Annotated in this window: 21 protein-coding genes; 16 read left to right on the forward strand and 5 right to left on the reverse strand. The window is 67.6% G+C overall.

All coding sequences use genetic code 11. From position 1 onward, the window contains the following. Positions 1-90 precede the first annotated feature (90 nt). The 11 genes from LJF27_RS16375 to LJF27_RS16425 all read left to right on the forward strand — a co-directional run bounded on the left by LJF27_RS16375 (position 91) and on the right by LJF27_RS16425 (position 14973). Positions 91-2478, forward strand: coding sequence for a TonB-dependent siderophore receptor (locus LJF27_RS16375; RefSeq protein WP_023117254.1), 2388 nt, complete (start codon positions 91-93; stop codon positions 2476-2478). A 286-nt stretch (positions 2479-2764) separates the two neighbouring features. After that, positions 2765-3682, forward strand: a complete 918-nt coding sequence (gene pcaQ / locus LJF27_RS16380; protein ID WP_009314968.1) for a pca operon transcription factor PcaQ — start codon at positions 2765-2767, stop codon at positions 3680-3682. Between the two features lie 134 nt (positions 3683-3816). Further along, entirely contained in the window at positions 3817-4536 is a 720-nt protein-coding gene (pcaH, locus tag LJF27_RS16385) for a protocatechuate 3,4-dioxygenase subunit beta (protein WP_003102187.1), read from the forward strand. A gap of 10 nt (positions 4537-4546) precedes the next feature. Continuing rightward, the gene (gene pcaG, locus LJF27_RS16390; RefSeq protein WP_003118582.1) at positions 4547-5152 is read left to right on the forward strand and encodes a protocatechuate 3,4-dioxygenase subunit alpha; all 606 of its coding nucleotides are present in this window, start codon (positions 4547-4549) and stop codon (positions 5150-5152) included. Positions 5153-5358: 206 nt separating this feature from the next. Further along, positions 5359-6198: an IclR family transcriptional regulator domain-containing protein gene (locus LJF27_RS16395; protein ID WP_003083866.1), complete on the forward strand. Its 840-nt coding sequence runs from the start codon at positions 5359-5361 to the stop codon at positions 6196-6198. A 152-nt stretch (positions 6199-6350) separates the two neighbouring features. After that, complete coding sequence (triA, locus tag LJF27_RS16400) at positions 6351-7502, forward strand: triclosan efflux RND transporter adaptor protein TriA (RefSeq protein ID WP_003118583.1); 1152 nt, start codon at positions 6351-6353, stop codon at positions 7500-7502. After that, positions 7499-8569 carry a triclosan efflux RND transporter adaptor protein TriB gene (gene triB, locus LJF27_RS16405; protein ID WP_003083872.1) on the forward strand — a complete coding sequence of 357 codons (1071 nt, stop codon included), beginning with the start codon at positions 7499-7501 and terminating at the stop codon, positions 8567-8569. The genes triA and triB overlap by 4 nt, the downstream gene beginning before the upstream one ends. Continuing rightward, positions 8566-11613: a triclosan efflux RND transporter permease subunit TriC gene (gene triC, locus LJF27_RS16410; protein WP_229601856.1), complete on the forward strand. Its 3048-nt coding sequence runs from the start codon at positions 8566-8568 to the stop codon at positions 11611-11613. The genes triB and triC overlap by 4 nt, the downstream gene beginning before the upstream one ends. Positions 11614-11811: 198 nt before the next feature. Beyond that, complete coding sequence (locus LJF27_RS16415) at positions 11812-12750, forward strand: LysR family transcriptional regulator (protein WP_003121631.1); 939 nt, start codon at positions 11812-11814, stop codon at positions 12748-12750. 115 nt (positions 12751-12865) lie between these two features. Continuing rightward, complete coding sequence (locus tag LJF27_RS16420; protein WP_003142428.1) at positions 12866-13051, forward strand: hypothetical protein; 186 nt, start codon at positions 12866-12868, stop codon at positions 13049-13051. A 587-nt stretch (positions 13052-13638) separates the two neighbouring features. Further along, positions 13639-14973, forward strand: coding sequence for an OprD family porin (locus tag LJF27_RS16425; protein WP_023117252.1), 1335 nt, complete (start codon positions 13639-13641; stop codon positions 14971-14973). 28 nt (positions 14974-15001) lie between these two features. Here the strand turns inward: LJF27_RS16425 and LJF27_RS16430 are convergent, their stop codons facing one another. Continuing rightward, positions 15002-15799: an AraC family transcriptional regulator gene (locus tag LJF27_RS16430; RefSeq protein WP_003083886.1), complete on the reverse strand. Its 798-nt coding sequence runs from the start codon at positions 15797-15799 to the stop codon at positions 15002-15004. Positions 15800-15876: 77 nt separating this feature from the next. On the opposite strand from LJF27_RS16430, the gene LJF27_RS16435 reads away from it, so the two are divergent. The 5 genes from LJF27_RS16435 to LJF27_RS16455 all read left to right on the forward strand — a co-directional run bounded on the left by LJF27_RS16435 (position 15877) and on the right by LJF27_RS16455 (position 22003). Continuing rightward, positions 15877-17493, forward strand: coding sequence for a gamma-glutamyltransferase family protein (locus LJF27_RS16435; protein WP_003128380.1), 1617 nt, complete (start codon positions 15877-15879; stop codon positions 17491-17493). A 671-nt stretch (positions 17494-18164) separates the two neighbouring features. After that, the gene (locus LJF27_RS16440; protein ID WP_003102209.1) at positions 18165-19001 is read left to right on the forward strand and encodes an outer membrane protein OmpK; all 837 of its coding nucleotides are present in this window, start codon (positions 18165-18167) and stop codon (positions 18999-19001) included. Between the two features lie 241 nt (positions 19002-19242). Beyond that, positions 19243-20649, forward strand: a complete 1407-nt coding sequence (locus tag LJF27_RS16445) for a uracil-xanthine permease family protein (protein WP_023117251.1) — start codon at positions 19243-19245, stop codon at positions 20647-20649. 92 nt (positions 20650-20741) lie between these two features. Continuing rightward, positions 20742-21407, forward strand: coding sequence for a TetR/AcrR family transcriptional regulator (locus LJF27_RS16450; protein ID WP_003117223.1), 666 nt, complete (start codon positions 20742-20744; stop codon positions 21405-21407). A 5-nt stretch (positions 21408-21412) separates the two neighbouring features. Then, the gene (locus LJF27_RS16455; RefSeq protein WP_003102213.1) at positions 21413-22003 is read left to right on the forward strand and encodes an IMPACT family protein; all 591 of its coding nucleotides are present in this window, start codon (positions 21413-21415) and stop codon (positions 22001-22003) included. A gap of 6 nt (positions 22004-22009) precedes the next feature. Here the strand turns inward: LJF27_RS16455 and siaD are convergent, their stop codons facing one another. Genes siaD through siaA form a run of 4 tightly spaced genes read right to left on the reverse strand, consistent with a single transcriptional unit; the run spans position 22010 to position 25793 of the window. After that, positions 22010-22837, reverse strand: a complete 828-nt coding sequence (gene siaD / locus LJF27_RS16460; protein WP_003083910.1) for a biofilm formation regulator diguanylate cyclase SiaD — start codon at positions 22835-22837, stop codon at positions 22010-22012. Positions 22838-22843: 6 nt separating this feature from the next. Further along, a complete protein-coding gene (siaC, locus tag LJF27_RS16465; protein ID WP_003102215.1) occupies positions 22844-23224 on the reverse strand; it encodes a biofilm formation regulator SiaD modulator protein SiaC in 381 nt (126 codons plus the stop codon). Positions 23225-23250: 26 nt separating this feature from the next. Next, the gene (siaB, locus tag LJF27_RS16470) at positions 23251-23793 is read right to left on the reverse strand and encodes a biofilm formation regulator kinase SiaB (RefSeq protein WP_003083916.1); all 543 of its coding nucleotides are present in this window, start codon (positions 23791-23793) and stop codon (positions 23251-23253) included. Positions 23794-23801: 8 nt separating this feature from the next. Then, positions 23802-25793, reverse strand: a complete 1992-nt coding sequence (siaA, locus tag LJF27_RS16475; protein WP_003112649.1) for a biofilm regulation protein phosphatase SiaA — start codon at positions 25791-25793, stop codon at positions 23802-23804. Between the last annotated feature and the right edge of the window lie 246 nt (positions 25794-26039).

The following is a 26039-nucleotide window of genomic DNA, read 5'->3' on the forward strand; positions in this document are numbered from 1 at the left end:
CTGCGGGGTGAGGTAAATCCGGCGCCGCTTCGTGTAGTGCTCATGACCGCGATTGATTCGCATTAGAAAAGCGACCGACACGAGCAACCCATGACCCCGTTCCCGCGCTTCGCCCTGCGTACTCTCCCCGCCCTGTTCCTCAGCCTCGGCTGTCTCGCCGCCATCGTGCAGGCCGCCGAGGCGGTTCGCTACCGCTTCAGCCAGGCTGCCGCGCCGCTGGCCCAGGCGCTCAACGCGTTCAGCCGGGCCAGCGGGCAGACGCTGCTCTACACCGCCGAGCTGCCGCCGCAGGCGACCGCTCCGGCATTGCACGGTTCGCTGGACGCGGAGGAGGCGCTGCAACGCCTGCTGCAGGGCAGCGGCCTGCGCGCGCGGCGGATCGACGAGCGCACCCTGACCCTGGAACCGATCCCCGCCAGCGGCGCGCTCGACCTCGATGCCACGACGGTCTCCGCCGCCGCCCCGGCGCAGGCCTACCGGCCGGCGGCCAACGCCTCGATCAGCCGCGGCGATGCGCCGGTACTGGAAATCCCCCAGGCGATCAGCGTGGTCCCGGCACAGGCGCTGCAGGACCAGCGCCCGCGCAACCTTGACGACGCGCTGGGCAACATCAGCGGCATCACCCAGGCCAACACCCTCGGCGGTACCCAGGACGCGGTGATGAAGCGCGGCTTCGGCGACAACCGCGACGGCTCGATCATGCGCGACGGCATGCCCTCGGTGCAGGGCCGCAATTTCACCGCCACCGCCGACCACGTCGAGGTGCTGAAGGGGCCAGCATCCCTGCTCTATGGCATCCAGGACCCGGGCGGGGTGGTCAACGTGGTGAGCAAGAAGCCACAACTGCAACAAGCCAACGCCCTGACCCTGCGTGGCTCGGCCTACGCCCACGGGCGCAACGGCAGCGGCGGCCAGCTCGACTCCACCGGCCCGCTGGGCGACAGCGGACTGGCCTACCGGATGATCCTCGATCATGAGGACGAGGATTACTGGCGCGACTTCGGCAAGAGTCGCGAGACGCTGGTGGCGCCCTCGCTGGCCTGGTACGGCGAGGACACGACGGTCAACCTGAGCTACGAGCACCGCGAGTTCACCACGCCGTTCGACCGTGGCACGGCCATCGACCCGCGTACCAACCGCCCGCTGGACATCCCGCGCAGCCGGCGCCTGGACGAGCCCTTCAACATCACCGAGGGCCGTTCCGAGCTGACCCGCCTGGATCTCGAACGGCAGCTCGACGACACCTGGAAGGCCCACTTCGGCTACGGCTACAGTCGCGAGACCTACGACGACAACCAGGCCCGGGTGATGGCCGTGAATGCCGACGGCACCCTGACCCGGCGCATGGACGGCACCCACGGCGCGGTCAGCAGCGACAGCTTCGCCACCCTCGGCCTGAGCGGAACGCTGCAACTGGCCGGGATGCAACATGACCTGCAATTCGGCATGGACCACGAGAAGCGCAAGATCTTCCGCGCCGACCTGCTGCGCGACAGCAAGACCAGCCGCTTCGACTACCTCGACCCGGTCTATGGCCAGGTGGTGCCGTCGACCCGGGTGGTCGCCGGCGACAGCGACCAGACCGACAAGCTGCGCAGCGACTCGCTGTACTTCCAGGACTCGATCCACCTGGACGAACGCTGGATCCTGGTCGGCGGCGCGCGCTACCAGATCTACGACCAGCTCGCCGGGCGCGGCCGGCCGTTCAACGCCAACACCGATATCAACGGGCAGAAATGGGTGCCGCGCGGCGGCCTGGTCTACCGCCTGAGCGACGAGGTTTCGCTGTACGGCAGCTACACGCGCTCGTTCAAGCCGAACTCGACCATCGCCCCGCTGAGCACCGGCGAGACCATCGATTCGGCGATCCTGCCGGAGGAGGCGACCTCCTGGGAGCTGGGCGCCAAGCTGGATGTGCCGGGGCGTCTCAGCGGCACCCTGGCGCTGTTCGACATTCGCAAGAAGAACGTGCTGGTCAACGAACTCGACGGTGCCGGCAACAGCAGCGTGCGCGCCGCCGGCCGGGTCCGCTCGCGCGGCCTGGAGCTGGACCTCACCGGCCAGCTCAGCGAACGCTGGAGCCTGATCGGCAGCTACGCCTGGCTCGCCGCGGAAGTCACCGAGGACCCGACCCTGGAGGGCAAGCGCCTGCAGAACGTGGCGCGCAACACCGCGTCGCTGTCGGCGGTCTACGAACTCGGCCAGCTCTTCGGCGGCGACCGCCTGCGCCTGGGCGGCGGCGCGCGCTACGTCGGCAAGCGCCCGGGCGACCCGGCCAATTCCTTCGACCTGCCGTCCTACACCGTGGCCGATGCCTTCGCCAGCTACGACACCCGCTTCGGCGGGCACGGCGTGAAGTTCCAGCTCAACGTGAAGAACCTGTTCGACCGCACCTACTACCCGTCCAGTGCCAATCGACTGTACGTGGCGATGGGCGAGCCCCGGCAGTTCCAGGTGTCGACGACGGTGGAGTTCTGAGTCGGCGCTCGCTCCAGGTGGGGTTCCCCGGCGTCCTCCTGGACGTGGAGGCCCCCCTGAAGGGCGAAGGGTCGGCGCGATGCTGCCCGACCATGCTCCATCCGGTTCCTTCTTCCCCCAGGGAAGGGATTGCCCGGCGCGTGAGTCGTTCCGCCATCCAGTGCCTTCTCCCTTTGGGGAAAGGAAGGCGGAGAACCGCCTGGCACGACCTCGCCGCACGCCACACCTCGTTCCCAACCCGCCCGTTGGGTACCATGCCCGCACCACTCGCCGCCACGGCCGCCCCATGAACCTCGACAACCGCATCAAGTTCCGCCACCTCGCCTGCTTCCTCGAAGTCGCCCGCCAGCGCAGCTTCGCCAAGGCGGCGGATGCCGTGGCGGTGTCGCAGCCGGCGATCTCCAAGACCCTCAAGGAACTGGAGGAAATCCTCGGCGCGCGCCTGTTCGAACGGAGCAAGGCCGGCGCCGAGCTGACCGAGGCGGGCGTGACCTTCCTGCGCTATGCCGGCCCCTGCGTGCAGGCCCTGCGCGACGGGGTGAACACCCTGCGCGGCCACGAGGCGCAGGTCGAGACGGTGCGGGTCGGCGTGCTGTCGACGGTGGAGAGCCTGGTGGTGCCCGAGGTGATCCGGCGCCTGCACCGGCGCCACGGTGCGCTGGTGGTCAGCGTCGCCACCGGACCCAGCGCCTACCTGCTGGCGCAACTGAAGGTCGGCGAGCTGGACCTGGTGGTCGGGCGGATGACCGATAGCCCGGACATCCAGGGCCTGACCTTCGAGCACCTGTACAGCGAGTCGATGATGCTGGTGGTGCGTCCCGGCCACCCCTTGCTCGCCGCGCCCCTCGGCGACCCGCAGCGGCTGGCCGAATTCCCGCTGGTGCTGCCGCTGGCCGGCACCACCATCCGCCGCCACGCCGACAGCCTGTTCGTGCAATGGGGCATCCCGCTCGCCGGACAGCGCCTGGAAACCCTCTCGCCGACCCTCAGCCGCAGCTATGTGTTGCGCAGCGAGGCGATCTGGGTGGCGCCGCGCGATGCCGTGCGCCTGGACGTCGGCAACGGCGAGCTGGCCGAGCTGGACCTGGGTATCCGCGAACCGGGCGGTTCGGTCGGGCTGTGCCACAACGCGGCCTTGCCGTTGCCGCTGGGGGCGCAATGGTTCAGCGCGGTGTTGCGCGAGGTGGCCGCCGAGTTGCACTGATAAAGCATAACCAAATGGTTATGTATGGGGCCGGATAATTCACTGTCCCCGTCCCGCCTCCTGCGCAAGACTTCGTTTTCCATGCCTGAATCCACAAGCCTGGCGACCGATAACGCGAATAACAGGAGCCCGACATGCACGACGCCGAAAGCCGTCGTTTCGTCATCCGTGACCGAAACTGGCACCCCAAAGCCTTGACCCCCGACTACAAGACCTCCGTGCCGCGCTCGCCGAGCCAGGCGCTGGTGAGCATCCCGCAATCGCTCTCGGAAACCAGCGGGCCGGACTTCTCCCACCTCAGGCTCGGCCGCCACGACAACGACCTGCTGCTCAACTTCGACCACGGCGGCCTGCCCCAGGGCGAGCGCATCATCATGTTCGGCCGGGTCTTCGACCAGTACGGCAAGCCGGTCCCGCACACCCTGGTGGAGATGTGGCAGGCCAACGCCGGCGGGCGCTACCGGCACAAGAACGACCGCTACCTGGCGCCGCTCGACCCGAACTTCGGCGGCGTCGGCCGGACCCTCACCGACAGCGAGGGCCACTATTACTTCCGCACCATCAAGCCCGGGCCCTATCCCTGGCGCAACGGCCCCAACGACTGGCGCCCGGCGCACATCCACGTGTCTGTCAGCGGCCCGGCGATCGCCGCGCGGCTGGTCACCCAGATGTACTTCGAGGGCGACCCGCTGATCCCCAAGTGCCCGATCATCCGCACCCTTGCCGACCCGGAGGCGGCGCAGAGCCTGATCGGCCGGCTCGACATGAGCATGGCCAACCCGATGGATTGCCTGGCCTACCGCTTCGACATCGTCCTGCGCGGGCAGCGCAAGACCTTCTTCGAGAACGCCTGAGGAGCCGACCATGAGCCACGAACTGCTGCGGGAAACCCCTTCCCAGACCGCCGGTCCCTATGTCCACATCGGCCTGGCGCTGGCCGCCGCCGGCAACCCGACCCGTGACCTGGAGATCTGGAACCGCATGGCCCGCGAAGACGCGCCGGGCCAGCACATCCTCCTGCTCGGCCACGTCTACGACGGCAACGGCCACCTGGTGCGCGACTCGTTCCTGGAGTTCTGGCAGGCCGACAGCGAAGGCCGCTACCAAGAGCGCTACGATCCGGAGCGACCGTTCAACAGCTTCGGCCGCACCGCCACCACCTTCGATGCCGGCGAGTGGACCCTGCACACGGTCAAGCCGGGGGTGGTGCGTAACGCCCAGGGCGTGCCGATGGCGCCGCACATCAACGTCTCGCTGTTCGCCCGCGGCATCAACATCCACTTGCAGACCCGGCTGTACTTCGATGACGAGACCGAGGCCAACGCCGCCTGTCCGGTGCTCAACCTGATCGAGCAGGCGCCGCGTCGCGACACCCTGCTCGCGCAGCGCTGCGAAGTGGACGGACAGCTCGCCTACCGTTTCGACATCCGCATCCAGGGCGACAACGAGACGGTGTTCTTTGACTTCTAGGCGCATCGATCGCGCGGGAAGGAAGGGCGCCCTTGCCGGAGCGGCAAGGGCGTACCCAGAACCCGCCGATGGGTACCTGACATTACTCCCGGAGGGCGATGGGTAGCCCCGACAGTACTACAGTCGGAGGCGCTCCGGTCAATTGCGATGATCGAACGAGTGTCCGATAATCGGCGAGCCTTTCCGTGACCCGAGCCCGAACGTCCATGAGCGAACTCCCGGAACACCCCGCCACCCTGGCGCCGCCGACCGTCCTTTCGCCGGCCAAGCGCATCGAGGCCTTCACCGGCGATCCCAACTTCATGACCTCGCTGGCCCGTGGCCTGGCGGTGATCCATGCGTTCCAGGAGCGCAAGCGGCACCTGACCATCGCCCAGATCAGCCACCGCACCGAGATACCCCGCGCCGCCGTGCGTCGCTGCCTGCACACGCTGATGCAGCTTGGCTACGCCACCACCGACGGGCGCACCTACTCGCTGTTGCCGAAGGTGCTCACCCTCGGCCACGCCTACCTGTCGTCGACGCCGCTGGCGATCACTGCGCAGCCGATCCTCGACCGCCTCAGCGAACAGCTCCACGAAGCCTGTTCGATGGCCACCCTGGAGGGCGACGACGTGCTCTACATCGCCCGTTCGGCCACTCCCCAGCGGCTGATTTCGGTGGACCTCAACGTCGGCAGCCGGCTGCCCGCCTATTGCACCTCGATGGGCCGCATCCTCCTCGCCGCGCTGGACGACGACGCGCTGCACGCCTACTTCGGCGGAGTGGAGATGCAGGCCAAGACCAGCCGTACCCTGTATACCCCCGAGACCCTGCTGCCGTGCCTGGTGGAGATTCGTCGCCAGGGCTGGTGCATCGTCGACCAGGAGCTGGAAGTCGGCCTGCGCTCGCTGGCGGTGCCGGTACGCGACTCCGCCGGCCATGTGCTCGCCGCGCTGAACGTCGGCACCCATGCCGGGCGGGTCTCCCGCGCCGAACTGGAAAGCCGTTTCCTGCCGTTGCTGCTGGAGGCCAGCCGCGAGCTGAGCGCGCGCCTGTTCACCTGACGCCGGAGGCGATCCCCTCCACAAGTTTGGAAAAGGAACCCCCGCTTCCATCTGATAGTCGCAATCCTTGGGGACGCGGCTAGAATCCCTGCCAATTCTGGGAGTTTCCGGCCGTATCGGCCGGTATCTGTATGGATCGCGAAGGGGAAGGCATGTCAGACGCCAGAGGCGCTTTTCATTCCAAAGGTCGCTGGTCGCGGATGGCGCTGCCCGCCATCCTGTGCGCCGGCCTGCTTGTCGGTTGCGGCGCCGAGCCGCCCGCCGAGGAACACGTCCGTGTGCTGGCGCAGACGGTGAAGATGGCCGAGTTCGCCTCGGCCACCTCGATCACCGGCGACATCCAGGCACGGGTACAGGCCGACCAGTCGTTCCGTGTCGGCGGCAAGATCGTCGAGCGCCTGGTCGATGTCGGCGACCACGTCGCGGCTGGCCAGGTGCTGGCGCGGCTCGACCCGCAGGACCAGCGCAGCAACGTGGAGAACGCCCAGGCGGCGGTCGCCGCGCAGCAGGCGCAGTCGAAGCTCGCCGACCTCAACTACCAGCGGCAGAAGGCGCTGCTGCCCAAGGGCTACACCAGCCAGAGCGAGTACGACCAGGCGCTGGCCTCGGTGCGCAGCGCGCAGAGTTCGCTGAAGGCCGCCCAGGCGCAGTTGGCCAACGCCCGCGACCTGCTTTCCTATACCGAGCTGCGTGCCTCCGACGCCGGGGTCATCACTGCCCGCCAGGCCGAGGTCGGCCAGGTGGTGCAGGCCACCGTGCCGATCTTCACCCTGGCCCGCGACGGCGAGCGCGACGCGGTGTTCAACGTCTACGAGTCGTTGTTCAGCCACGATGTCGACGGCCAGCGGATCACCGTCAGCCTGCTCGGCAAGCCGGAAGTCACCGCCAGCGGCAAGGTCCGCGAGATCACCCCGACGGTGGACGAGCGCAGCGGTACGCTGAAGGTCAAGGTCGGCCTCGACTCGGTGCCGGCGGAAATGAGCCTCGGCAGCGTGGTCAACGCCAGCGTCGCCGCGCCGGCCGAGCACAGCGTGGTGCTGCCCTGGTCGGCGCTGTCCAAGGTCGGCGAGCAGCCGGCGGTCTGGTTGCTCGACCAGCAAGGCAAGGCGCGTCTGCAACCGGTGCGGGTGGCACGCTACGCCAGCGAGAAGGTGGTCATCGACGGTGGCCTGGAGGCGGGCCAGACGGTGGTCACGGTGGGCGGCCAACTGCTCCATCCGGGCCAGGTGGTCGAGGTGGCCCAGCCGCCGCAGCCGACCCAGAGCACCGCCAGCCGCGACGCCGTGGGCGGAGGCCAGCCATGAAGCCGTTTTCCCTCGCCGGCCTGTTCGGCTTCGCCCTGCTCCTCTCCGGCTGCGGCGACGAGCCGCCGCCGGCACCGCCGCGGCCGGTGCTGACGGTGACCGTGAAGACCCTGAAGAACGACGACCTCGGTCGCTTCGCCGGTAGCATCCAGGCGCGCTACGAGAGCGTGCTCGGCTTCCGCACCAACGGACGGATCGCCTCGCGCCTGTTCGACGTCGGTGACTTCGTCGGCAAGGGCGCGCTGCTGGCGACCCTCGACCCCACCGACCAGCAGAACCAGTTGCGCGCCAGCCAGGGCGACCTGGCCAGCGCCGAGGCACAGTTGATCGACGCCCAGGCCAATGCCCGGCGCCAGGAAGAACTGTTCGCCCGCAGCGTCACTGCCCAGGCGCGCCTGGACGATGCGCGGACCCGCCTGAAGACCAGCCAGGCCAGCTTCGACCAGGCCAAAGCGGCGGTGCAGCAGGCCAGGGACCAGCTTTCCTACACGCGCCTGGTGACCGATTTCGACGGCGTCATCACCACCTGGCACGCCGAGGCCGGGCAAGTGGTCAGCGCCGGCCAGGCGGTGGTCACCCTGGCCCGGCCCGAAGTGCGCGAGGCAGTCTTCGACCTGCCCACCGAGGTCGCCGAGAGCCTGCCGGCCGACGCGCGCTTCCTGGTCAGCGCCCAGCTCGACCCGCAGGCCAGGACCACCGGCAGCATCCGCGAGCTGGGTCCGCAGGCCGACGCCTCGACCCGCACCCGTCGCGTGCGCCTGAGCCTGGCGCAGACGCCGGAGGCGTTTCGCCTCGGTTCGACCATCCAGGTCCAGCTGAGCAGCGCCGGTAGCGTGCGCAGCGTGCTGCCGGCCAGCGTGCTGCTGGAGCGCGACGGCAAGACCCAGGTCTGGGTCGTCGATGGGAAACAGTCCAGCGTGGCCCTGCGCGAGGTACAGGTGCTCAGCCGCGACGAACGCCAGGTGGTGATCGGACAGGGCCTGGCCGACGGCGACCGGGTGGTCCGCGCCGGAGTCAACAGCCTCAAGCCCGGCCAGAAGATCAAACTCGACGAGGATGCGCGATGAAGGGCGGTTTCAACCTGTCGGACTGGGCCCTGCGCCACCAGTCCCTGGTCTGGTACCTGATGGCGGTATCGCTGGTGATGGGCGTGTTCTCCTACCTCAACCTGGGGCGCGAGGAGGATCCCTCGTTCGCCATCAAGACCATGGTCATCCAGACCCGCTGGCCGGGCGCCACGGTGGACGACACCCTGGAGCAGGTCACCGACCGCATCGAGAAGAAGCTCGAGGAGCTGGACTCGCTGGATTACGTGAAGAGCTACACGCGACCCGGCGAATCGACGGTCTTCGTCTACCTCAAGGACACCACCAAGGCCGGCGACATCCCGGATATCTGGTACCAGGTGCGCAAGAAGATATCCGACATCCAGGGCGAATTCCCCCAGGGCATCCAGGGACCGGGTTTCAACGACGAGTTCGGCGACGTGTTCGGCAGCGTCTACGCCTTCACCGCCGATGGCCTGGACTTCCGCCAGCTGCGCGACTACGTGGAGAAGGTGCGCCTGGACATCCGCTCGGTGAAAGACCTGGGCAAGGTGCAGATGATCGGTGCGCAGAACGAGGTCATCTACCTCAACTTCTCTACCCGCAAGCTGGCCGCCCTCGGTCTCGACCAGCGCCAGGTCGTGCAGAGCCTGCAGGCGCAGAACGCGGTGACCCCGTCCGGCGTGGTCGAGGCCGGCCCCGAGCGCATCTCGGTGCGCACCTCCGGCAACTTCCGTTCGGAAAAGGACCTGCAGGCGGTCAACCTGCGGGTCAACGATCGTTTCTACCGGCTGTCCGACCTGGCCAGCATCAGCCGCGATTTCGTCGACCCGCCGACCTCGCTGTTCCGCTACAAGGGCGAGCCGGCCATCGGCCTGGCGGTGGCGATGAAGGAGGGCGGCAATATCCTCGAGTTCGGCGAGGCGCTCAATGCGCGCATGCAGGAGATCACCGGCGAACTGCCGGTTGGTGTCGGCGTGCACCAGGTGTCGAACCAGGCCCAGGTGGTGAAGAAGGCGGTCGGCGGTTTCACCCGGGCGCTGTTCGAGGCGGTGGTGATCGTCCTCATCGTCAGCTTCGTCAGCCTCGGCCTGCGCGCCGGGCTGGTGGTGGCCTGCTCGATCCCGCTGGTGCTGGCGATGGTCTTCGTGTTCATGGAATACACCGACATCACCATGCAGCGGGTTTCCCTCGGCGCGCTGATCATCGCCCTCGGCCTGCTGGTGGACGATGCCATGATCACCGTGGAGATGATGATCACGCGCCTCGAACTGGGCGACTCGCTGCACGACTCGGCGACCTACGCCTACACCTCGACGGCCTTCCCGATGCTCACCGGGACCCTGGTGACGGTGGCCGGCTTCGTGCCCATCGGGCTCAACGCCAGCTCCGCCGGCGAGTACACCTTCACCCTGTTCGCAGTGATCGCCGTGGCGCTGCTGCTGTCGTGGATCGTCGCGGTGCTGTTCGCCCCGGTGATCGCCGTGCACATCCTGCCGAAGACTCTCAAGCACAAGTCGGAGCAGAAGAAGGGCCGCATCGCCGAGCGTTTCGACAGCCTGCTGCACCTGGCGATGCGCCGGCGCTGGACGACCATCTTCCTCACCGCGCTGCTGTTCGGCGTGTCGCTGTTCCTGATGAAGTTCGTCCAGCACCAGTTCTTCCCGTCTTCCGACCGTCCGGAACTGCTGGTCGACCTCAACCTGCCGCAAAACAGCAGCATCCACGAGACCAGGGCGGTGATGGACCGCCTGGAAGCGACGCTGAAGGACGACGAGGACATCGACCACTGGAGCGCCTACGTCGGCGAAGGCGCGATCCGCTTCTACCTGCCGCTGGACCAGCAGTTGCAGAACAACTTCTATGGCCAGCTGGTGATCGTCACCAAGGACCTGGAGGCCCGCGAGCGCGTCGCCGCGCGCCTGCGCGATCGCTTGCGCAAGGACTACGTCGGCATCAGCACCTACGTGCAGCCGCTGGAGATGGGGCCGCCGGTGGGACGGCCGATCCAGTACCGGGTCAGCGGACCGCAGATCGACAAGGTCCGCGAGTACGCCATGGGCCTGGCCGGCGTGCTCGACGGCAACCCGAACATCGGCGATATCGTCTACGACTGGAACGAGCCCGGGAAGATGCTCAAGATCGACATCGCCCAGGACAAGGCGCGCCAGCTCGGGCTTTCCTCCGAGGACGTGGCGCAGATCATGAACAGCGTGGTGACCGGCAGCACGGTGACCCAGGTGCGCGACGACATCTACCTGGTGAACGTCATCGGCCGCGCCGAGGATAGCGAGCGCGGCTCGCTGGAGACCCTGGAGAGCCTGCAGATCGTCACGCCCAGCGGCACCTCGATCCCGCTCAAGGCGTTCGCCAAGGTCAGCTACGAGCTGGAGCAGCCGCTGGTGTGGCGCCGCGACCGCAAGCCGACGATCACGGTGAAGGCGTCGCTGCGCGGCGAGATCCAGCCCACCGACCTGGTCGCCCGGCTGGCGCCGGAGGTCAAGCGCTTCGCCGACGGCCTGCCGGCGAACTACCGGATCGAAGTGGGCGGCACGGTGGAGGAGAGCGGCAAGGCCGAGGGCCCGATCGCCAAGGTGGTGCCGCTGATGCTGTTCCTCATGGCGACCTGCCTGATGATCCAGTTGCAGAGCGTGCAGAAGCTGTTCCTGGTGGCCAGCGTCGCGCCGCTGGGGCTGATCGGGGTGGTCGCGGCGTTGCTGCCGACCGGCACGCCGATGGGCTTCGTGGCGATCCTCGGGATTCTCGCGCTGATCGGCATCATCATCCGCAACTCGGTGATCCTGGTGACCCAGATCGATGCCTTCGAGAAAGACGGCAAGACGCCCTGGGAAGCCGTGCTGGAAGCCACCCACCACCGCACCCGGCCGATCCTGCTGACGGCGGCGGCGGCCAGCCTGGGGATGATCCCCATCGCCCGCGAAGTGTTCTGGGGGCCGATGGCCTATGCGATGATCGGCGGCATCGTCGCCGCCACGCTGCTCACGCTGATCTTCCTGCCGGCGCTGTACGTCGCCTGGTACCGGATTCCGGAACCGGGACGCTGAGCGCGGCGTAAGGGGAAGGGGGCGCCGCCGTAGCAGAGTCTGTGCGGGGGGAAGGAGAGCGGACGGCGGGTGGGCCATCCGCCCCGACGCCGGGCAGGGTATGCCCGGCGTTGCTACGGCGACGGCGGCCAGTATAGGCAGCCCGGCGCCAGGGAAAATCCGACCAATTTACGAATCTGTTTTGCAACCGAGGTAATAGTGGACACATTGCAAGGCATGCGCGTGTTCGCCAGGGTGGTGGACAGCGGCAGCTTCACTTCCGCCGCCCAGGCCCTGGACCTGTCCACCGCGCAGGTATCGCGGCTGATCTCCGACCTGGAGGCGCACCTGCAGACGCGCCTGCTGCACCGCACCACCCGGCGCCTGGCCCTGACCGAGGCCGGCGAGCGCTACCTGGAGCGGTGCCGCGGGATCCTCGAGGACATCGAGGTCGCCGAGGCCGAAGCCGCCGGCGCGCACATCCGCCCCTGCGGCCGCTTGCGCGTGCAGTCGCTGATGGGCATGGGCCAGCATCACCTGGTGCCGATGATCGCCCGCTACGGCGCACTGTTCCCCGACGTGGTGATCGAGCTGACCCTGTCCCAGCGCAACCCGGACATGCTCGAGGAAGGCCAGGACGTGCTGATCACCGGCGAGCGCCAGTTGCCCGACTCGGAGTTCGTCGCCCAGCGCCTGGGCAGCATCCACAGCGTGCTCTGCGCCAGTCCCGGCTACCTGCAGCAGCACGGCGTGCCACGCTCGGTGGACGACCTGGAGCGCCACGTCTGCCTGCGCCTGCAGGACCCGGCCTACCCGGAGGGCTGGATCTTCGCCGACGAGCAGGGCGAGCGCACCGTCAGCCCGCAGAACACCTTCATGGTCAATGTCGCCGAGGTCATGGCCCAGGCGGCCAAGGCCGACCTCGGCATCGCCCTGCTGCCCAGCTACGTGGCGGCCGCGGCGCTGCGCAACGGCGAGCTGCTACGGGTGTTGCCCGGCCATGCCATGCACCAGCGGACCATCTATGCGCTGTATCCCTCGCGGCGTTACCTGGACGCGAAGATCCGCACCTGGGTCGATCTGTTGCAACAGGAACTTCCCCAGGCATTCGCCCGCGACGAAACCACCATGCAAAGTTCAAGTTACTGGGCACAGTGAAGGATTGTTGTTATTGAGGTAATACTCTCTCGTCTGTTTGGCTATTTTTCCGAGCATGGCGGTTAACTAATATGGCGCCTGTCCCAAGTGAACAGGGTGTCATCGGAGACCCGCCATGAATCGCCAGATCCTTGCTGCCGCCATACTCAGTTTGTTTTCCCTCGCATTTTCCCAGGCCGGTTTCGCCGAAGAGTCCTCGCTGATGACCAACCGCATGGTCGACGCCAACCAGCAGGCCATCGAGCACCAGCAGGAACTTTCCGCCTCCGCCGCGCAGGCCGGGGCCCGCAGCGACACCTGATCTAGCGCATGGCGCCAGCCGCGCCATGGCTTCCCCCGGGTACTCGGGAAGCGTGAGCCTGGGTACCCTGTCCTTGCGCCGCATATGATATGCGGCGTTTTTTTTTGCCTTCCTGACCGTTCGGACAATTCTTGCAGAATATGTAAAAGACTTTCGTTGGATATCGGGTTTTTCCGATAGTGGCAAAAAAATATAATCGCGCCAGCTCAATGGATAATTGTCGCTGGCTGTCGACGATATTCGTTCTGTCTTCATCGATCTCGCCATGCAAGAGCGGGACGTGGAAAGCCTAAAGCCTGATGAGTCGAAGAGACTTTCAATAGAAGAGTCCGACTGCGTTCCAGCCGGTTTCCAGTGTCCGGAAATACACTGGCAAGACTTCCCGACGCCGAACTTTGATTGCTCCTATTCGACGTCTTCTCAAGGCCGCTGATACCAGCGGCCTTTTTTTTCGGGTTGCGCCCGGCTGGGCGCCCCATGGGAGCGATCGCCCGCGCGACGCCAGCAGAAGCGTCGCCGGGAACGACACCACAACACGCTTTCCGGCCTTGCCGGATTTCACCACGCTGTAAGAAGGAGCAACCGCAATGAGGAATCTGTTCGCCTTGACGCCGATGGCGCTGGCGCTGTGCACCGCGTCCGCCGCCTGGGCCGATGAGGGGGAAGCCAAAGAAGGCTTCATCGAAGGCTCCAGCCTCCAATTGCTGACCCGCAACTACTACTTCAACCATGACCGCCGGCACGCTTCCGGGCACGACAGCAAGGAATGGGCGCAAGGCTTCATCGCCACCTTTCAGTCCGGCTACACGCCCGGCGTGGTCGGCTTCGGCGTCGACGCCTACGGCATGCTCGGGCTGAAGCTCGACGGCGGCGGCGGTACCGGCGGCACCAGCATCCTGCCGATCACCGCGCCGAGCAAGGAAGGCTACGAATCCGGCAAGGCGCCCGATGAGTTCTCCAGTGGCGGGGCGGCGCTGAAGATCCGCGCCTTCGACACCGAGCTGAAGCTGGGCGACCAGTTCCTCAGCAACCCGGTGGTCGCCGGCGGCGAGTCGCGCATGCTGCCGCAGACCTTCCGCGGTGTGAGCCTGACCAACAACAGTTTCGAGGACCTGACCCTCACGGCTGGCCAGGTCAGTTTCACCAAGTACTACAACCAGAGTGGCCACCGTCGCCTCGGCTCGTACTACGGCGAACTGCCGGGCGACCGCGACAGCCATCATCTCAGCTGGCTGGGCGGCACCTGGGGCGGCATCGAGGGCTTCACCAGCAGCCTGTACGCCGCCGAACTGCAGAACGTCTGGAAGCAGTACTACGCCGACGTCGACTACACCTACGAGATCGACGACAACTGGTCGCTGAACCCCGGCGCGCACTACTACAAGACCGTCGACAGCGGCGACTCGTTGCTCGGCCGGATCGACAACAACACCTACAGCCTGCATTTCGCGGTCGGCTACAGGCAGCACACCGTCACCGCGGTGCTGCAGAAGGTCAACGGCAACACGCCGTTCGACTACATCAACCAGGGCGACAGCATCTTCCTCGACAACTCGCAGCAGTATTCCGACTTCAACGGTCCCAACGAGAAGTCCTGGAAGCTGCAATACGACTACGACTTCGTCGCCCTCGGCCTACCCGGCCTGAGCGCCTCGGCCTCGTACTCGCGCGGCAAGCTGGACCTGACCCGGGTCGATCCGGACAGCCCCGGCTACGGCGGCTGGTACAGCGCCGACGGCAAGAACGCCAAGCACTGGGAACGCGACCTCGACCTGCAGTACGTGGTCCAGGGCGGTCCGGCCAAGGACCTCTCGCTGCGCCTGCGCTGGGCCACCCACCGCGGCACCGGCGGCTACAGCGCGGTGGACAACGACATCGACGAATACCGGGTGATCGTCGACTATCCCATCGACGTGCTCTGAGCCCCGCGCGCTGGGCCCTTCGCCGGGCTCAGCGCTGGCGGAACAGTTCGCCGGGAGTGAAGCCGAAGAGTCCCTTGAAGGCGGCGATGTAGGCCGAGGTCGAGTCGTAGCCGCTGTCCAGGGCGGCGCCGGTGACGCTGTCGCCGGCTTCCAGCGCGTTGAGCGAGGCGAGCAGGCGCTGGCGTTGGCGCCAGAGCCGGTAGTTCATCCCGGTCTCGCGCTGGAACAGGCGCGACAGGGTCTTTTCCGAGGTGCCCAGGCGCTGCGCCCAGTCGCCCATGGTCAGGCTCTGGGTCGGTTCGTCGATCAGTGCCTGGCACAGCCGCAGCAGGCGCGGCTCGCGCGGCATCGGCAGGGAGAAGGCGACCTCCGGCAGCAGCCGCAACTGGTCCAGCAGCACCTGCACCAGCCGCGATTCGGCGCTGTCGCCCTCCGGGTAGTCCACCGGCAACTCGCAGAAACTCTTGATCAGCTCGCGCGCCAGCGGCGTCACCTCCAGCACCCGGCAACGCGTCGGCGCCCAGGCGCAGGCGTCGCCACGGATGTACAGGCTGCGCATCTCGGCGCGGGTGGAGGTGACCACCTCGTGTTCCAGTTGCGCCGGAATCCAGATCGCCCGCTGCGGCGGGGCGAAGAAGCTGCCCTCGGCGGTATGCACGCCGAGCACGCCGCTGATGGCGTAGGAAAGCTGCACCCAGGCGTGCCGGTGGCGCGAGGTCCAGGAGCCGGCGCGCAGGCTTTCGGCGCGCGCGTAGACCGGCCGTGGCAGGCGGGCGAGGGTGGGAATCGGGCGGTGCAGTTCCGCAGGCTGTCCGTTCATCGTCATGACTTGGCGTCGTGTCGCTAGTCGGCAGAGTCTGGCAGGGCTAACCTGCCGCCTCAAGTTTCCCGGAGCCCACGCCGATGCTCGACTTCTCCGCCCACGCGCTTCCCTACGCCTCGCAACGTTCGCCGGTCCATGCCCGCCGCGGCATGGTCGCCACCTCGCAGCCGCAGGCGGCGCAGGTCGGGTTGGAGATATTGCGCCGTGGCGGCAACGCCATCGACGCGGCGATCGCCACCGCCGCCGCGCTGACGGTGGTCGAGCCGACCGGCTGCGGGATCGGCGGCGACGCCTTCGCCCTGGTCTGGACCCGCGGCCGCCTGCACGGCCTGGACGCCAGCGGGCGCGCGCCGGGCCTGCTCGATCGCGAGCGGGTGCGCGCCGCCGGCCACGAGCGGATGCCGCTGTACGGCTGGACGCCGGTCACCGTGCCGGGCTGTCCGGCGGCCTGGGCCGAACTGTCGCGGCGCTTCGGCAAATTGCCGTTCGAACAACTGCTGCGGCCGGCGATCGAGCTGGCCCGCGATGGCTTCCCGGTCTCGCCGGTGATCGCCCGCCTGTGGCAAAGCGGCCTGGACAAGTTCCGCGCGGCGTTGCCGCAGCGGCCCGAGCTGCGGGCCTGGTTCGACGAGTTCCTCATCGACGGCCGGGCGCCGCGCGCCGGCGAGGTGTTCCGCCAGCCGGGCCAGGCCGACACCCTGGACGAGCTGGCGCGCAGCCAGTGCGAAAGCTTCTATCGCGGCGAGCTGGCCAGGGCCATCGTCGGCCACGCCGAGCGCAGCGGCGGCTACCTGCGCGCGGAGGACCTGGCCGGCTACCAGGCGAAGTGGGTCGAACCGATCTCACTGAACTACCGTGGCTATGACGTCTGGGAGATTCCGCCGAGCGGCCAGGGCCTGATCGCCCTGATGACCCTGAACATCCTCAAGGGCTTCGAATTCGGCGAGCGCGACTGCGCGCGGACCTGGCATCGCCAACTGGAGGCGATGAAGCTGGCGTACGTCGACGGGCTGCACTACATCAGCCAGCCGCAGTCGATGCGGGTCTCGGTCGAGGAACTGCTGCACGAGGACTACGCCGCCAGCCGCCGTGCGCTGATCGGCGAGCGCGCGCTCGATCCCAGCCCCGGCCAGCCGAGGCCGGGCGGCACGGTGTACCTGGCCTGTGGCGACGAGGAGGGCAACCTGGTCTCGTTCATCCAGAGCAACTACCACGGCTTCGGCTCCGGCGTGGTGGTGCCCGGCACCGGCATCGCCTTGCAGAACCGCGGCGCCGAGTTCAGCCTCGATCCGGACCACGTGAATTGCCTGGAGCCGGGCAAGCAGACCTTCCACACCATCATTCCCGGTTTCCTCAGCAAGGACGGCGTGCCGCTCGGCCCGTTCGGCGTGATGGGCGCCTATATGCAGCCGCAGGGCCACGTGCAGATGGTGATGAACCTGGTGGACTTCGGCCTCAACCCCCAGGCCGCCCTCGACGCGCCGCGCTGGCAGTGGCTGGGCGGGCTGCGCGTCGGCATCGAACATGCCGCGCCGCGCGCGCTGGCGGCGGAGCTGGCGCAGCGTGGGCACCAGGTGGAAATCGCCTACGACTCGACCAGCTACGGGCGCGGCCAGATCGTCCTGCGCGACCCGGCCAGCGGCGTGCTCTGTGGCGGCACCGAGCCGCGCACCGATTCGCAGATCGCGGTGTGGTGAGGGGACCCATGTGGGTGAGGCGGGGAGACCTGTCCGGCGGATAATGCCCAAGGCGTATCCGCCCTGCGGATGGCGAAGCAAGAAGTCCCGGCAGGCATAGGCTGCCAGGCGACCCGTACTCGAGCGCGCTCCGCTACGCAACATCGAGAGCGCCTTCTGGATGTCATGCCACCGGAGTCTCCCAGGCCCTGGCGAATTTACGTCCGGGCGTCCTGAAACCCGACGAAAAACCCCATTCGGGGATGAATTCCGCCCGCCGTCTCTGGCATCATCCGCGCCGCTTCTCGCCCGAACGCCGGGGCGGTGATGTGTAGAAAGACCACGCACTGTTTTGTGTACAAAAGTCTGCTGATTCTTTTTGTCACAAATCGTTTTTGTGTATCCAGTTTTCTTCGCGCTGCCAACCCAAAGTCGAGCACGCCCCTCCCGACCACGCACCAGTGCAAGGCAAAAACTGTCCTTGGGGTCAGGTTTTTGCCGTCGTAGAGAGGTTGGAGGCATTTCGCCGCCTTTGTCCAAAACACTGAAAAAACAGGCGTTCCCTTCGCCGCAGGAAACCCGGCGAAGCGCCCGCGCCGTCTTGGCTTCGTTCTTGCTATCCATGGCGAGGCCTGACCGCTCGGACAGGTTCGCCCACTAGAAGAAAAGCTATTCACTCCAGGAGCGTTTCAATGAGCCGCACACTCGCCACCGTGATGCTAGCCGGGGGGCTACTGGCCGCAGGCCAGGCTGTCGCCGAAGACCATGACATGACGCCGACCCACGAGACCGACTCGGGGCCGCTGCTCTGGCACAACGAGAGCCTGACCTACCTCTACGGCAAGAACTTCAAGATCAACCCGCCGATCCAGCAGACCTTCACCCTGGAACATGCCAGCGGCTGGACCTGGGGCGACCTGTTTATCTTCTTCGACCAGATCAACTACAACGGCAAGGAAGACGCCAGCAACGGCAAGAACACCTACTACGGCGAGATCACTCCGCGCCTGAGCTTCGGCAAGCTCACCGGAGCGGACCTCTCCTTCGGCCCGGTGAAGGACGTGCTGCTGGCCGGCACCTACGAGTTCGGCGAAGGCGACACCGAGGCCTACCTGCTCGGCCCGGGCTTCGACCTGGCGATCCCCGGCTTCGACTACTTCCAGCTCAATTTCTACTACCGCAAGCCCGACGGCAACCGCGTGCGCGCCGGCGCCTGGCAGATCACCCCGGTGTGGTCCTACACCATTCCGGTGGGCAACTCCGACATCCTCATCGACGGCTACATGGACTGGGTGATCAACAACAAGAGCGCCAGCACCAGCCGCCGCAACCAGAGCGACTATCACGCCAACCTGCACTTCAACCCACAGGTCAAGTACGACCTGGGCAAGGCCCTCGGCTACGAGCCTAAGCACCTGTACGTGGGCCTGGAGTACGACTACTGGTCCGACAAGTACGGCGTGAAGGACTCGCAGTACTTCACCACCGACCAGAACACCGCCAGCTTCCTGGTCAAGTACCACTTCTGAGTCCGTCGCGCGGGGCTGCCGGCCGGGCCCCGCCAGCGCGCCCCGTCATTGCGCGCCGTGCATCGGCACGGTGCGCGACGGTCGCCTCCGTGGTCCTTGCGTTTGCCTCCCGTTGTTCGCTCGACCCACGCCGGGCGCGCCCTGCAGCCTGAGCGGCAGGAATAAGCTGATCACCTGGACAGCTTTTTGCAGAAGCCGTGCAACCTCCTCCTGTCCGAGGAGCGCCACTTGAGACGGCCCGATGCATAGCGAAGACCAACGCCCCAACGACCTCATCTACGGCCTCGACGACCGGCCGCGCCCGCTTCCCGCCTTCCTTGCCGCGCTACAGCACGTGCTGGCCAGCTTCGTCGGTATCGTCACTCCGCCGCTGGTGATCGGCTCGCTGCTCGGCCTCGGCGAGCACCTGCCATACCTGATCAGCATGGCGCTGATGGTTTCCGGCGCCGGCACCCTGATCCAGGCGCGCCGGCCGTTCGGCATCGGCGCCGGGATGATCTGCCTGCAAGGCACCAGCTTCGCCTTCCTCGGCGCCGTGCTGGCCGCCGGGATGCTGGTGAAGCAGCGCGGCGGCGGTCCCGAGGAGATCCTCGCGATGATCTTCGGCGTGTGCTTCTTCGGCGCCTTCGTGCAGATCGTCCTCAGTCGTTTCCTCGGCCATCTTCGCCGGGTGATCACGCCGCTGGTCACCGGCATCGTCATCACCCTGATCGGCGTCAGCCTGATCAAGGTCGGCATCACCGACCTCGGCGGCGGAGCCGGGGCCACGGACTTCGGCGCACCGGCCAATCTCGCGCTGGGCGCGCTGGTGCTGCTGAGCATCGTCCTGCTGAACCGCTCGCGCCTGCCCTGGCTGCGCCTGGCCGCCATCGTCATCGGCCTGGCGCTGGGTACCCTGGCGGCCTGGGCGACCGGCCTGTTCGTTCCGCGGGCGTTGCCCGAGCTGCCGCTGGTCAGCCTGCCGCAGCCGTTCCGCTTCGGCTTCGCCTTCGACTGGATGGCCTTCCTGCCGGTGGCGCTGATCTACCTGATCAGCAGCATCGAGACGGTCGGCGATCTGACCGCCAACTGCATGCTCTCGCGGCAGCCCCTGGAGGGACCGGCGTACCTGCAGCGGTTGCGCGGCGGGGTGCTCGGCGACGGCGTCAGTTGCCTGCTGGCAGCCACCTTCAGCGCCTTCCCGAACACCACCTTCGCGCAGAACAACGGGGTGATCCAGCTCACCGGGGTGGCCAGCCGGCACGTCGGGATCTATATCGGCGGCGTGTTGCTGGCGCTCGGCCTGTTCCCCTGGGTCGGCGCGATCCTCCAGCAGGTCCCCAAGCCGGTGCTCGGTGGCGCCACCCTGGTGATGTTCGGCAGCGTCGCCGCCGCCGGCATCCGCATTCTCGGCCAGACCGCGATGGACCGCCGCAGCGTGCTGATCATCGCCGCCTCGTTCGGCGTCGGCCTCGGCGTGGCCGCGCAGCCGACCCTGCTCGACCAGATGCCGGCGGTGGTGAAGACCCTGTTCGACTCGGCGATCACCAGCGGCGGCATCACCGCCATCCTGCTCAACCTGCTGCTGCCCGAGGAGCGCGTTGCCGAAGCGGCGCAGGCCAGCGCGAAGGGCGGCGCCCTGGCGCGCTGGCGCAAGCCGCTGGGTTGATACGGGCGTTTGCAAATTTTTCCGCGCCTGGCTTGTGTCCCGCGGCCGGGCTGGGGTATCAACGCGGGGATCACGCCGATGGAAACCTGCGCATGACCCTGACAGTGCCCGCCCACGACCCGGCCGCCCGCGACAAGCCGGCCGGGCGCATCCGCCAGAAGAACGAGGAGGCGATCCTCGCCGCGGCCGAGGAGGAGTTCGCCCGCCACGGCTTCAAGGGCACCAGCATGAACACCATCGCGCAGAACGTCGGCCTGCCCAAGGCCAACCTGCACTACTACTTCGGCAACAAGCTGGGCCTCTACACGGCGGTGCTGAGCAACATCCTCGAACTCTGGGACAGTACCTTCAACACCCTCGGCGTCGACGACGATCCGGCCGAGGCGCTGGCCCGCTACATCCGCGCCAAGATGGAGTTCTCCCGCCGCTACCCGCTGGCCTCGCGGATCTTCGCCATGGAGATCATCAGCGGCGGCGAGTGCCTCACCGCGCATTTCAACCAGGACTACCGCAGCTGGTTCCGCGGCCGCGCCGCGGTATTCGAGGCCTGGATCGCCGCCGGCCGGATGGACCCGGTGGATCCCGTGCACCTGATCTTCCTGCTCTGGGGCAGCACCCAGCACTACGCCGACTTCGCCAGCCAGATCGGCCTGGTCACCGGCCGCAAGCGCATGTCCAGGCAGGACTTCGCCGCCGCCGCCGACAACCTGGTGCGGATCATCCTCAAGGGCTGCGGACTGATCCCGCCGGCGGCCTGAACGCGATGCCGAGCACCCTGCAAGGCCTCGCCGAATACCGCGAGGAAATCCGCAAGAGCCGCTTCCACACCATCGCCGCCCCGGTGGCCGACGAGGACGAGGCGCAGGCGTTCATCGCCGCCCACCGCGACGCTTCCGCCGGACACAACTGCTGGGCCTGGAAGTGCGGCGCGCAGTACCGCTTCAGCGACGACGGCGAACCCGGCGGCAGCGCCGGGCGGCCGATCCTGGCGGCCATCGAGGGACAGGACATGGACTGCGTGGCGGTGCTGGTCAGCCGCTGGTTCGGTGGCATCAAGCTCGGCACCGGCGGCCTCGCCCGCGCCTATGGCGGCGGCGCGGCCAAGTGCCTGCAGCAGGCGCCGCGCAGCGAGCTGGTCGAGCGCTGCCGGGTGCGTTTCGCCTGTGCCTTCGCCGACCACGCGCTGCTCAAGGCGCGCAGCCTGGCGCTGGGCGCCAGCGTGGCGGCGGAAGACTACGGCGCCGACGGCGTCGTCCTGACCCTGGAGTTGCCGGTGGCGCGCTTCGAGGCGCTTCAGGCGCTGCTGGTGGACCTCAGCCGAGGCCAGGTGCGGCCGCAGCGGCTGGACGCCTGAGGAGGCTCAGCGCGCTGGAGCCGGGCGGGAAGGGGCAGGAAGCGGCGGGAGCGCGGCGAACACGCATTTGTCGCGGCCGCTGCGCTTGGCGTCGAGCAGTGCGGCGTCGGCGCGATTGACGGTCTGCGAATAGGTTTCGCCGATGCGGTGTTCGGTAACGCCGACGCTGGCGGTGACGCTCAGCGCCTCGGTGCCGACGCGTACCGCCAGGGTCCGTACGCTGTCGCGCACCCGCTCGAGTACCGGGCCGGCGTCCTGCAGGCGGGTCTGTGGCAGCAGCAGGAGGAATTCCTCGCCGCCCCAGCGGCCGCAGAGGTCGTATTCGCGTAGCTCGGACTCCATGGCCCGGGCGATTTCCACCAGCACCCGGTCACCGCTGTCGTGGCCCCAGGTATCGTTGACCTGCTTGAAGAAGTCCACATCGAGCATTGCCAGCACGTAGCTCTGGCCGTGGCGTTGGGAGCGTTCGTTCTCCTCCCTGAGGCGCTCCAGCAGCATGCGTCGGTTGGGCAGGCCGGTCAGTGGGTCGCGGATCGAGGCTTCCTTCAGCGCCAGGTTGAGGTCGCGCATCATCTGCTGGTAGCGGTCGGAGATCCGCGCCACCTTTTCCAGGCGCCGCAGCTGCTTGTGGTAGCGCTCGGACAGCGACAGGTTCTGCTCCCGCGCCATCGACTGGAAACCGTCGGAGATCCGGGCGATGCGCTCCAGCCGCACCAGTTGCTCCAGCGATTGCTGGCGCAGGCGGGCCAGCGCCTGGTGCAGCGGATGCCCGTGGAACTGCGGATCGGCCAGCAGGCCGTCGATCCAGGCGTCCAGTTCGCGTTCGCGGCTCATCGTCGGCTACTCGTCGTGGGCCTGGATGGCGAAGGGGAAGCTGCAGTCCTCGCGGAACTCCTCGGCCAGCTCGGCGACCCGTTCGTTGCGCCGGTCGTAGTGCCAGCGCAGGCTGACCGGGCGACCGCCCTGGTGGGCCTCTTCGAGCAGGTCGAGGATGTCCATCATGGCCTTGATCGAACTGGTGTTCAGGTACAGCAGGCGCAGGTCCAGTTCCAGCGGCCGCTGCCCGGCGGCGAGGAAGCGCTCGACCCAGTCGATCACCTGGCCGAACAGTTCATAGGAGTTTTCCGGGTAGGAATCGCCTTGCATGGACAGGCGTCCGGCCTGCCAGTCGCCCTGGATGGCGGGCGTGGACTGGGTGCCGGGTATGTGCAGGTCACTCATGATGGTGTTCTTCCTAAAACACGGGGTCAGATCACGGCGCGCAGGCTGAAGAAGGCGCGCCCGTCGGGCTGTTCCTTCAGCGATGCGGCCAGTGGTTCGCTGGACTTGCGGGCGATGTCCAGCAGGCCGAGACCGGCTCCGCTGGCGCAGCCGCTGTCGCGCGGGCGGCGTAGCTGCTCCTTGTAGGCGGCCTTGAGGGCGGCCTTGTCGAGGTTGGCGATGGCCTGGATGCTGCGCACCAGGCTCTGGCCGTCGTCGCGTTCCACCAGGTTGCCGGCGGACACCACGTAGTGGCCGTCCTCGTTGCGGGCGATGGCTACCGTGGCCGCCGCCTCGTGTTCGCCGTAGCCCTTGAGATTGGCGTAGTGGCGGATGTTCTGGGTCATCTCGATGTACACCGCGAAGACGTCCATCGCTTCGCTCGGCTTGGCCTGTTCGGCGTGCAGGTAGTTGCGCAGCGCGTGGCCTATCTCCTCGATCAGGCTGCGCGAGATCGGTCCGTTGAAGCAGAGCAGGATGCGTTGGCGGGTGTAGCTTTCACGCATGGCCAGCAGGTCTAGCGTTTCCATGGGTGCCCCTAGTCGAATCGGAAGGACAGGATGGTGATGTCGTCGCGTTGCGGGTGCTCGCCCTGGTACTCGGCGAGCGTCGCCACGAAGGCCTCGGCCTGCTCGGGGAGCGGCTGCCGCGCGTGGTCGCGGAGCATGTCGGCGAAGCGCCGGCTGCCGAAGCCGAAGCCGTGTTCGCCGCCGGCCTGGTCGAGGAAACCGTCGGTGCTCAGGTAGAAGGTCCAGCCCGGCGCCAGCGGTACCTCGATGTTGCGGTAGTCGCCACGGCGCTTGTCGCCGATCGCCCGGCGCGCGCCCTTGAGTTCCTGGACCTCCTCGCCGTCGCTGGCGTACAGCGAGATCTTCGCCCCGGCGAAGGCCAGCTGGCGGCGCCGGCGGTCGACCCAGACCAGCCCGGCATCCATGTTGGTGGCCAACGCCTGGGGGATCTGCTCCTGGCTGAGCATGCTGCGCATCGCCTGGTCGGTCTCGCCGAGGATCGCCGCCGGGTCGCGGCTGCCCACCGCCTCGATGGCGTGGTCGATGGCGGCGCGGGCGAGCATGGTCATCAGCGCGCCGGGCACGCCGTGACCGGCGCAGTCGACCACGCCGATCAGGTAGCCGTCGGCCTGCTCGCGGTACACGTAGAAGTCGCCGCCGACCACGTCGCGCGGTTTCCACAGGATGAAGTGATGCTCGCCGAGGGTGGCGCTGAGCTGGCGGTCGGGGAGGATCGCGCGCTGGATCAGGCTGGCATAGTCGAGGCTGTCGCCGATCTTCTTCTGCGCGGCGGCCATCTCGCGGTTGGCTTCCTCCAGCGCCTGGGTGCGCTCCTGGACCTTGTCTTCCAGCTCGGCGGTGTGCCGGCGGACCTGGTCGGCCATGCTGGCGAAGGCCTTCGACAGCGAGCCGATCTCGTCCTGGCGCGCCAGCGGCAGCGGCGTGTCGTAGCGCCCGGCGGCGATCGCCTTGGCCGAGCGCTTGAGGCTGCGCAGGGGGCGCAACAGCAGGCGCTCGACGGCATAGGCGAAGCCCAGCAGCAGGGCCACCAGCAACAGCAGGAACGTGCCCGCCAGCGGCCAAAGCCAGCGGTTGTCGAGGACCTGGGCGGCGTGCAGGTCGACGGCGGTGAGCACGTACCAGCGCAGTTGGGGAATGTAGGCCACGGCGAAGAGTTGCTGGCGGCCGTCGAGGCCGGCCCACAGGCAGTGCACCGAGCCGGCCTTGGCGCGGGCCAGGCGCATGGCCTCGCGCAGGGCGTCGCGCTGTTCCGGCTGGTCGAGCAGGTCGAACACCCGGTGGCGTTCGCTGGCGCCGCCGGCGGCGGAGCTGTAGGCGATCAGGCGGCGGTCCGGGTGGGCCTGGATGGCGCCGTCGTCGCCGACGATCATCGGCGTCACGCCCGGCTCGCGGGCGATGATGAAGTCGTCGAGGAAGCCGCTCAGGTCCAGGCCGCTGCCGGCCAGGCCGATGGGCCGGCCCTGGTCGCGGATCACCAGGTTGAACCAGACCTTGGTCAGGTTCAGCTTGCTGTCGACATTGACGTTGATGTTGTAGGCGGCGCTGTTGCGCAGGGTATTGAAGTACCAGGCGTCTTCCGGGTCGCCGGCCTCCAGGGTGTAGCGCGGCCGTTCGCTGTAGGGTTGGCGGCCGTCGTTGAAGTAGTAGTGGTGGGAGCCGCTGGCGATGATGAAGTAGGCGTGGTCGCGGAAGTCGCCGCGGTAGCCCTCGGCCTCGCGGAAGAACAGCGCGCGGCGCGCCGGGTCGTCTTCCTTCAGCAGCCAGTCGCGGGTCACCACCGATTCGGCGAAACGGCGCGACAACGCCAGTTCGCGGGAGACCGGGGCGAGGATCTTCTGCCGGTGCAGCAGGGTGAAGTTCTTCGCGTAGGCCAGGCCGAAGTGCGTACGGATGTCGTCCATCGCGCGCCAGCCCAGCAGCACCGCCGGGACCAGTGCCAGGGCACAGGCCAGCAACAGCGCCACCACCGATTTGCCGCGCAACCCCCAGTTCGCCGCCATGGCTATCCCTATCAGTTTCTCGCCCGGCCCGCGGCCGAAATCATGGATCGAAAGCGTGTGTCGAACTTTTGGCGAAAGGGCCAATTGTGCAGATGTGCATTATTTCAGGCAACGTAATTTGGTTTTATTTCGCCATTAATTTGACGTCACAATGATGGCGAGCAGGCAAAGGCCCGTGGTTCGGGCCTGTCGTCGGCGGGGTCTCGGCGGGGGAGGTTGCGGGGGGCGGCGAAAAAGCGCAGCGGG

The organism is Pseudomonas sp. 203-8 (assembly GCF_020708595.1).
Lineage (GTDB): Bacteria > Pseudomonadota > Gammaproteobacteria > Pseudomonadales > Pseudomonadaceae > Pseudomonas > Pseudomonas aeruginosa.

Coding starts and splice junctions, on each gene's coding strand:
- LJF27_RS16425 (WP_023117252.1), top strand. CDS start 13,639: ATGAGGAATCTGTTCGCCTTGACGCCGATGGCGCTGGCGCTGTGCACC.
- siaC (WP_003102215.1), bottom strand. CDS start 23,224: ATGAGTGACCTGCACATACCCGGCACCCAGTCCACGCCCGCCATCCAG.
- pcaQ (WP_009314968.1), top strand. CDS start 2,765: ATGAACCTCGACAACCGCATCAAGTTCCGCCACCTCGCCTGCTTCCTC.
- triA (WP_003118583.1), top strand. CDS start 6,351: ATGTCAGACGCCAGAGGCGCTTTTCATTCCAAAGGTCGCTGGTCGCGG.
- triC (WP_229601856.1), top strand. CDS start 8,566: ATGAAGGGCGGTTTCAACCTGTCGGACTGGGCCCTGCGCCACCAGTCC.
- LJF27_RS16375 (WP_023117254.1), top strand. CDS start 91: ATGACCCCGTTCCCGCGCTTCGCCCTGCGTACTCTCCCCGCCCTGTTC.
- LJF27_RS16430 (WP_003083886.1), bottom strand. CDS start 15,799: ATGACGATGAACGGACAGCCTGCGGAACTGCACCGCCCGATTCCCACC.
- LJF27_RS16445 (WP_023117251.1), top strand. CDS start 19,243: ATGCATAGCGAAGACCAACGCCCCAACGACCTCATCTACGGCCTCGAC.
- pcaG (WP_003118582.1), top strand. CDS start 4,547: ATGAGCCACGAACTGCTGCGGGAAACCCCTTCCCAGACCGCCGGTCCC.
- LJF27_RS16440 (WP_003102209.1), top strand. CDS start 18,165: ATGAGCCGCACACTCGCCACCGTGATGCTAGCCGGGGGGCTACTGGCC.
- LJF27_RS16450 (WP_003117223.1), top strand. CDS start 20,742: ATGACCCTGACAGTGCCCGCCCACGACCCGGCCGCCCGCGACAAGCCG.
- LJF27_RS16455 (WP_003102213.1), top strand. CDS start 21,413: ATGCCGAGCACCCTGCAAGGCCTCGCCGAATACCGCGAGGAAATCCGC.
- siaA (WP_003112649.1), bottom strand. CDS start 25,793: ATGGCGGCGAACTGGGGGTTGCGCGGCAAATCGGTGGTGGCGCTGTTG.
- LJF27_RS16395 (WP_003083866.1), top strand. CDS start 5,359: ATGAGCGAACTCCCGGAACACCCCGCCACCCTGGCGCCGCCGACCGTC.
- siaB (WP_003083916.1), bottom strand. CDS start 23,793: ATGGAAACGCTAGACCTGCTGGCCATGCGTGAAAGCTACACCCGCCAA.
- LJF27_RS16435 (WP_003128380.1), top strand. CDS start 15,877: ATGCTCGACTTCTCCGCCCACGCGCTTCCCTACGCCTCGCAACGTTCG.
- LJF27_RS16420 (WP_003142428.1), top strand. CDS start 12,866: ATGAATCGCCAGATCCTTGCTGCCGCCATACTCAGTTTGTTTTCCCTC.
- triB (WP_003083872.1), top strand. CDS start 7,499: ATGAAGCCGTTTTCCCTCGCCGGCCTGTTCGGCTTCGCCCTGCTCCTC.
- siaD (WP_003083910.1), bottom strand. CDS start 22,837: ATGAGCCGCGAACGCGAACTGGACGCCTGGATCGACGGCCTGCTGGCC.
- pcaH (WP_003102187.1), top strand. CDS start 3,817: ATGCACGACGCCGAAAGCCGTCGTTTCGTCATCCGTGACCGAAACTGG.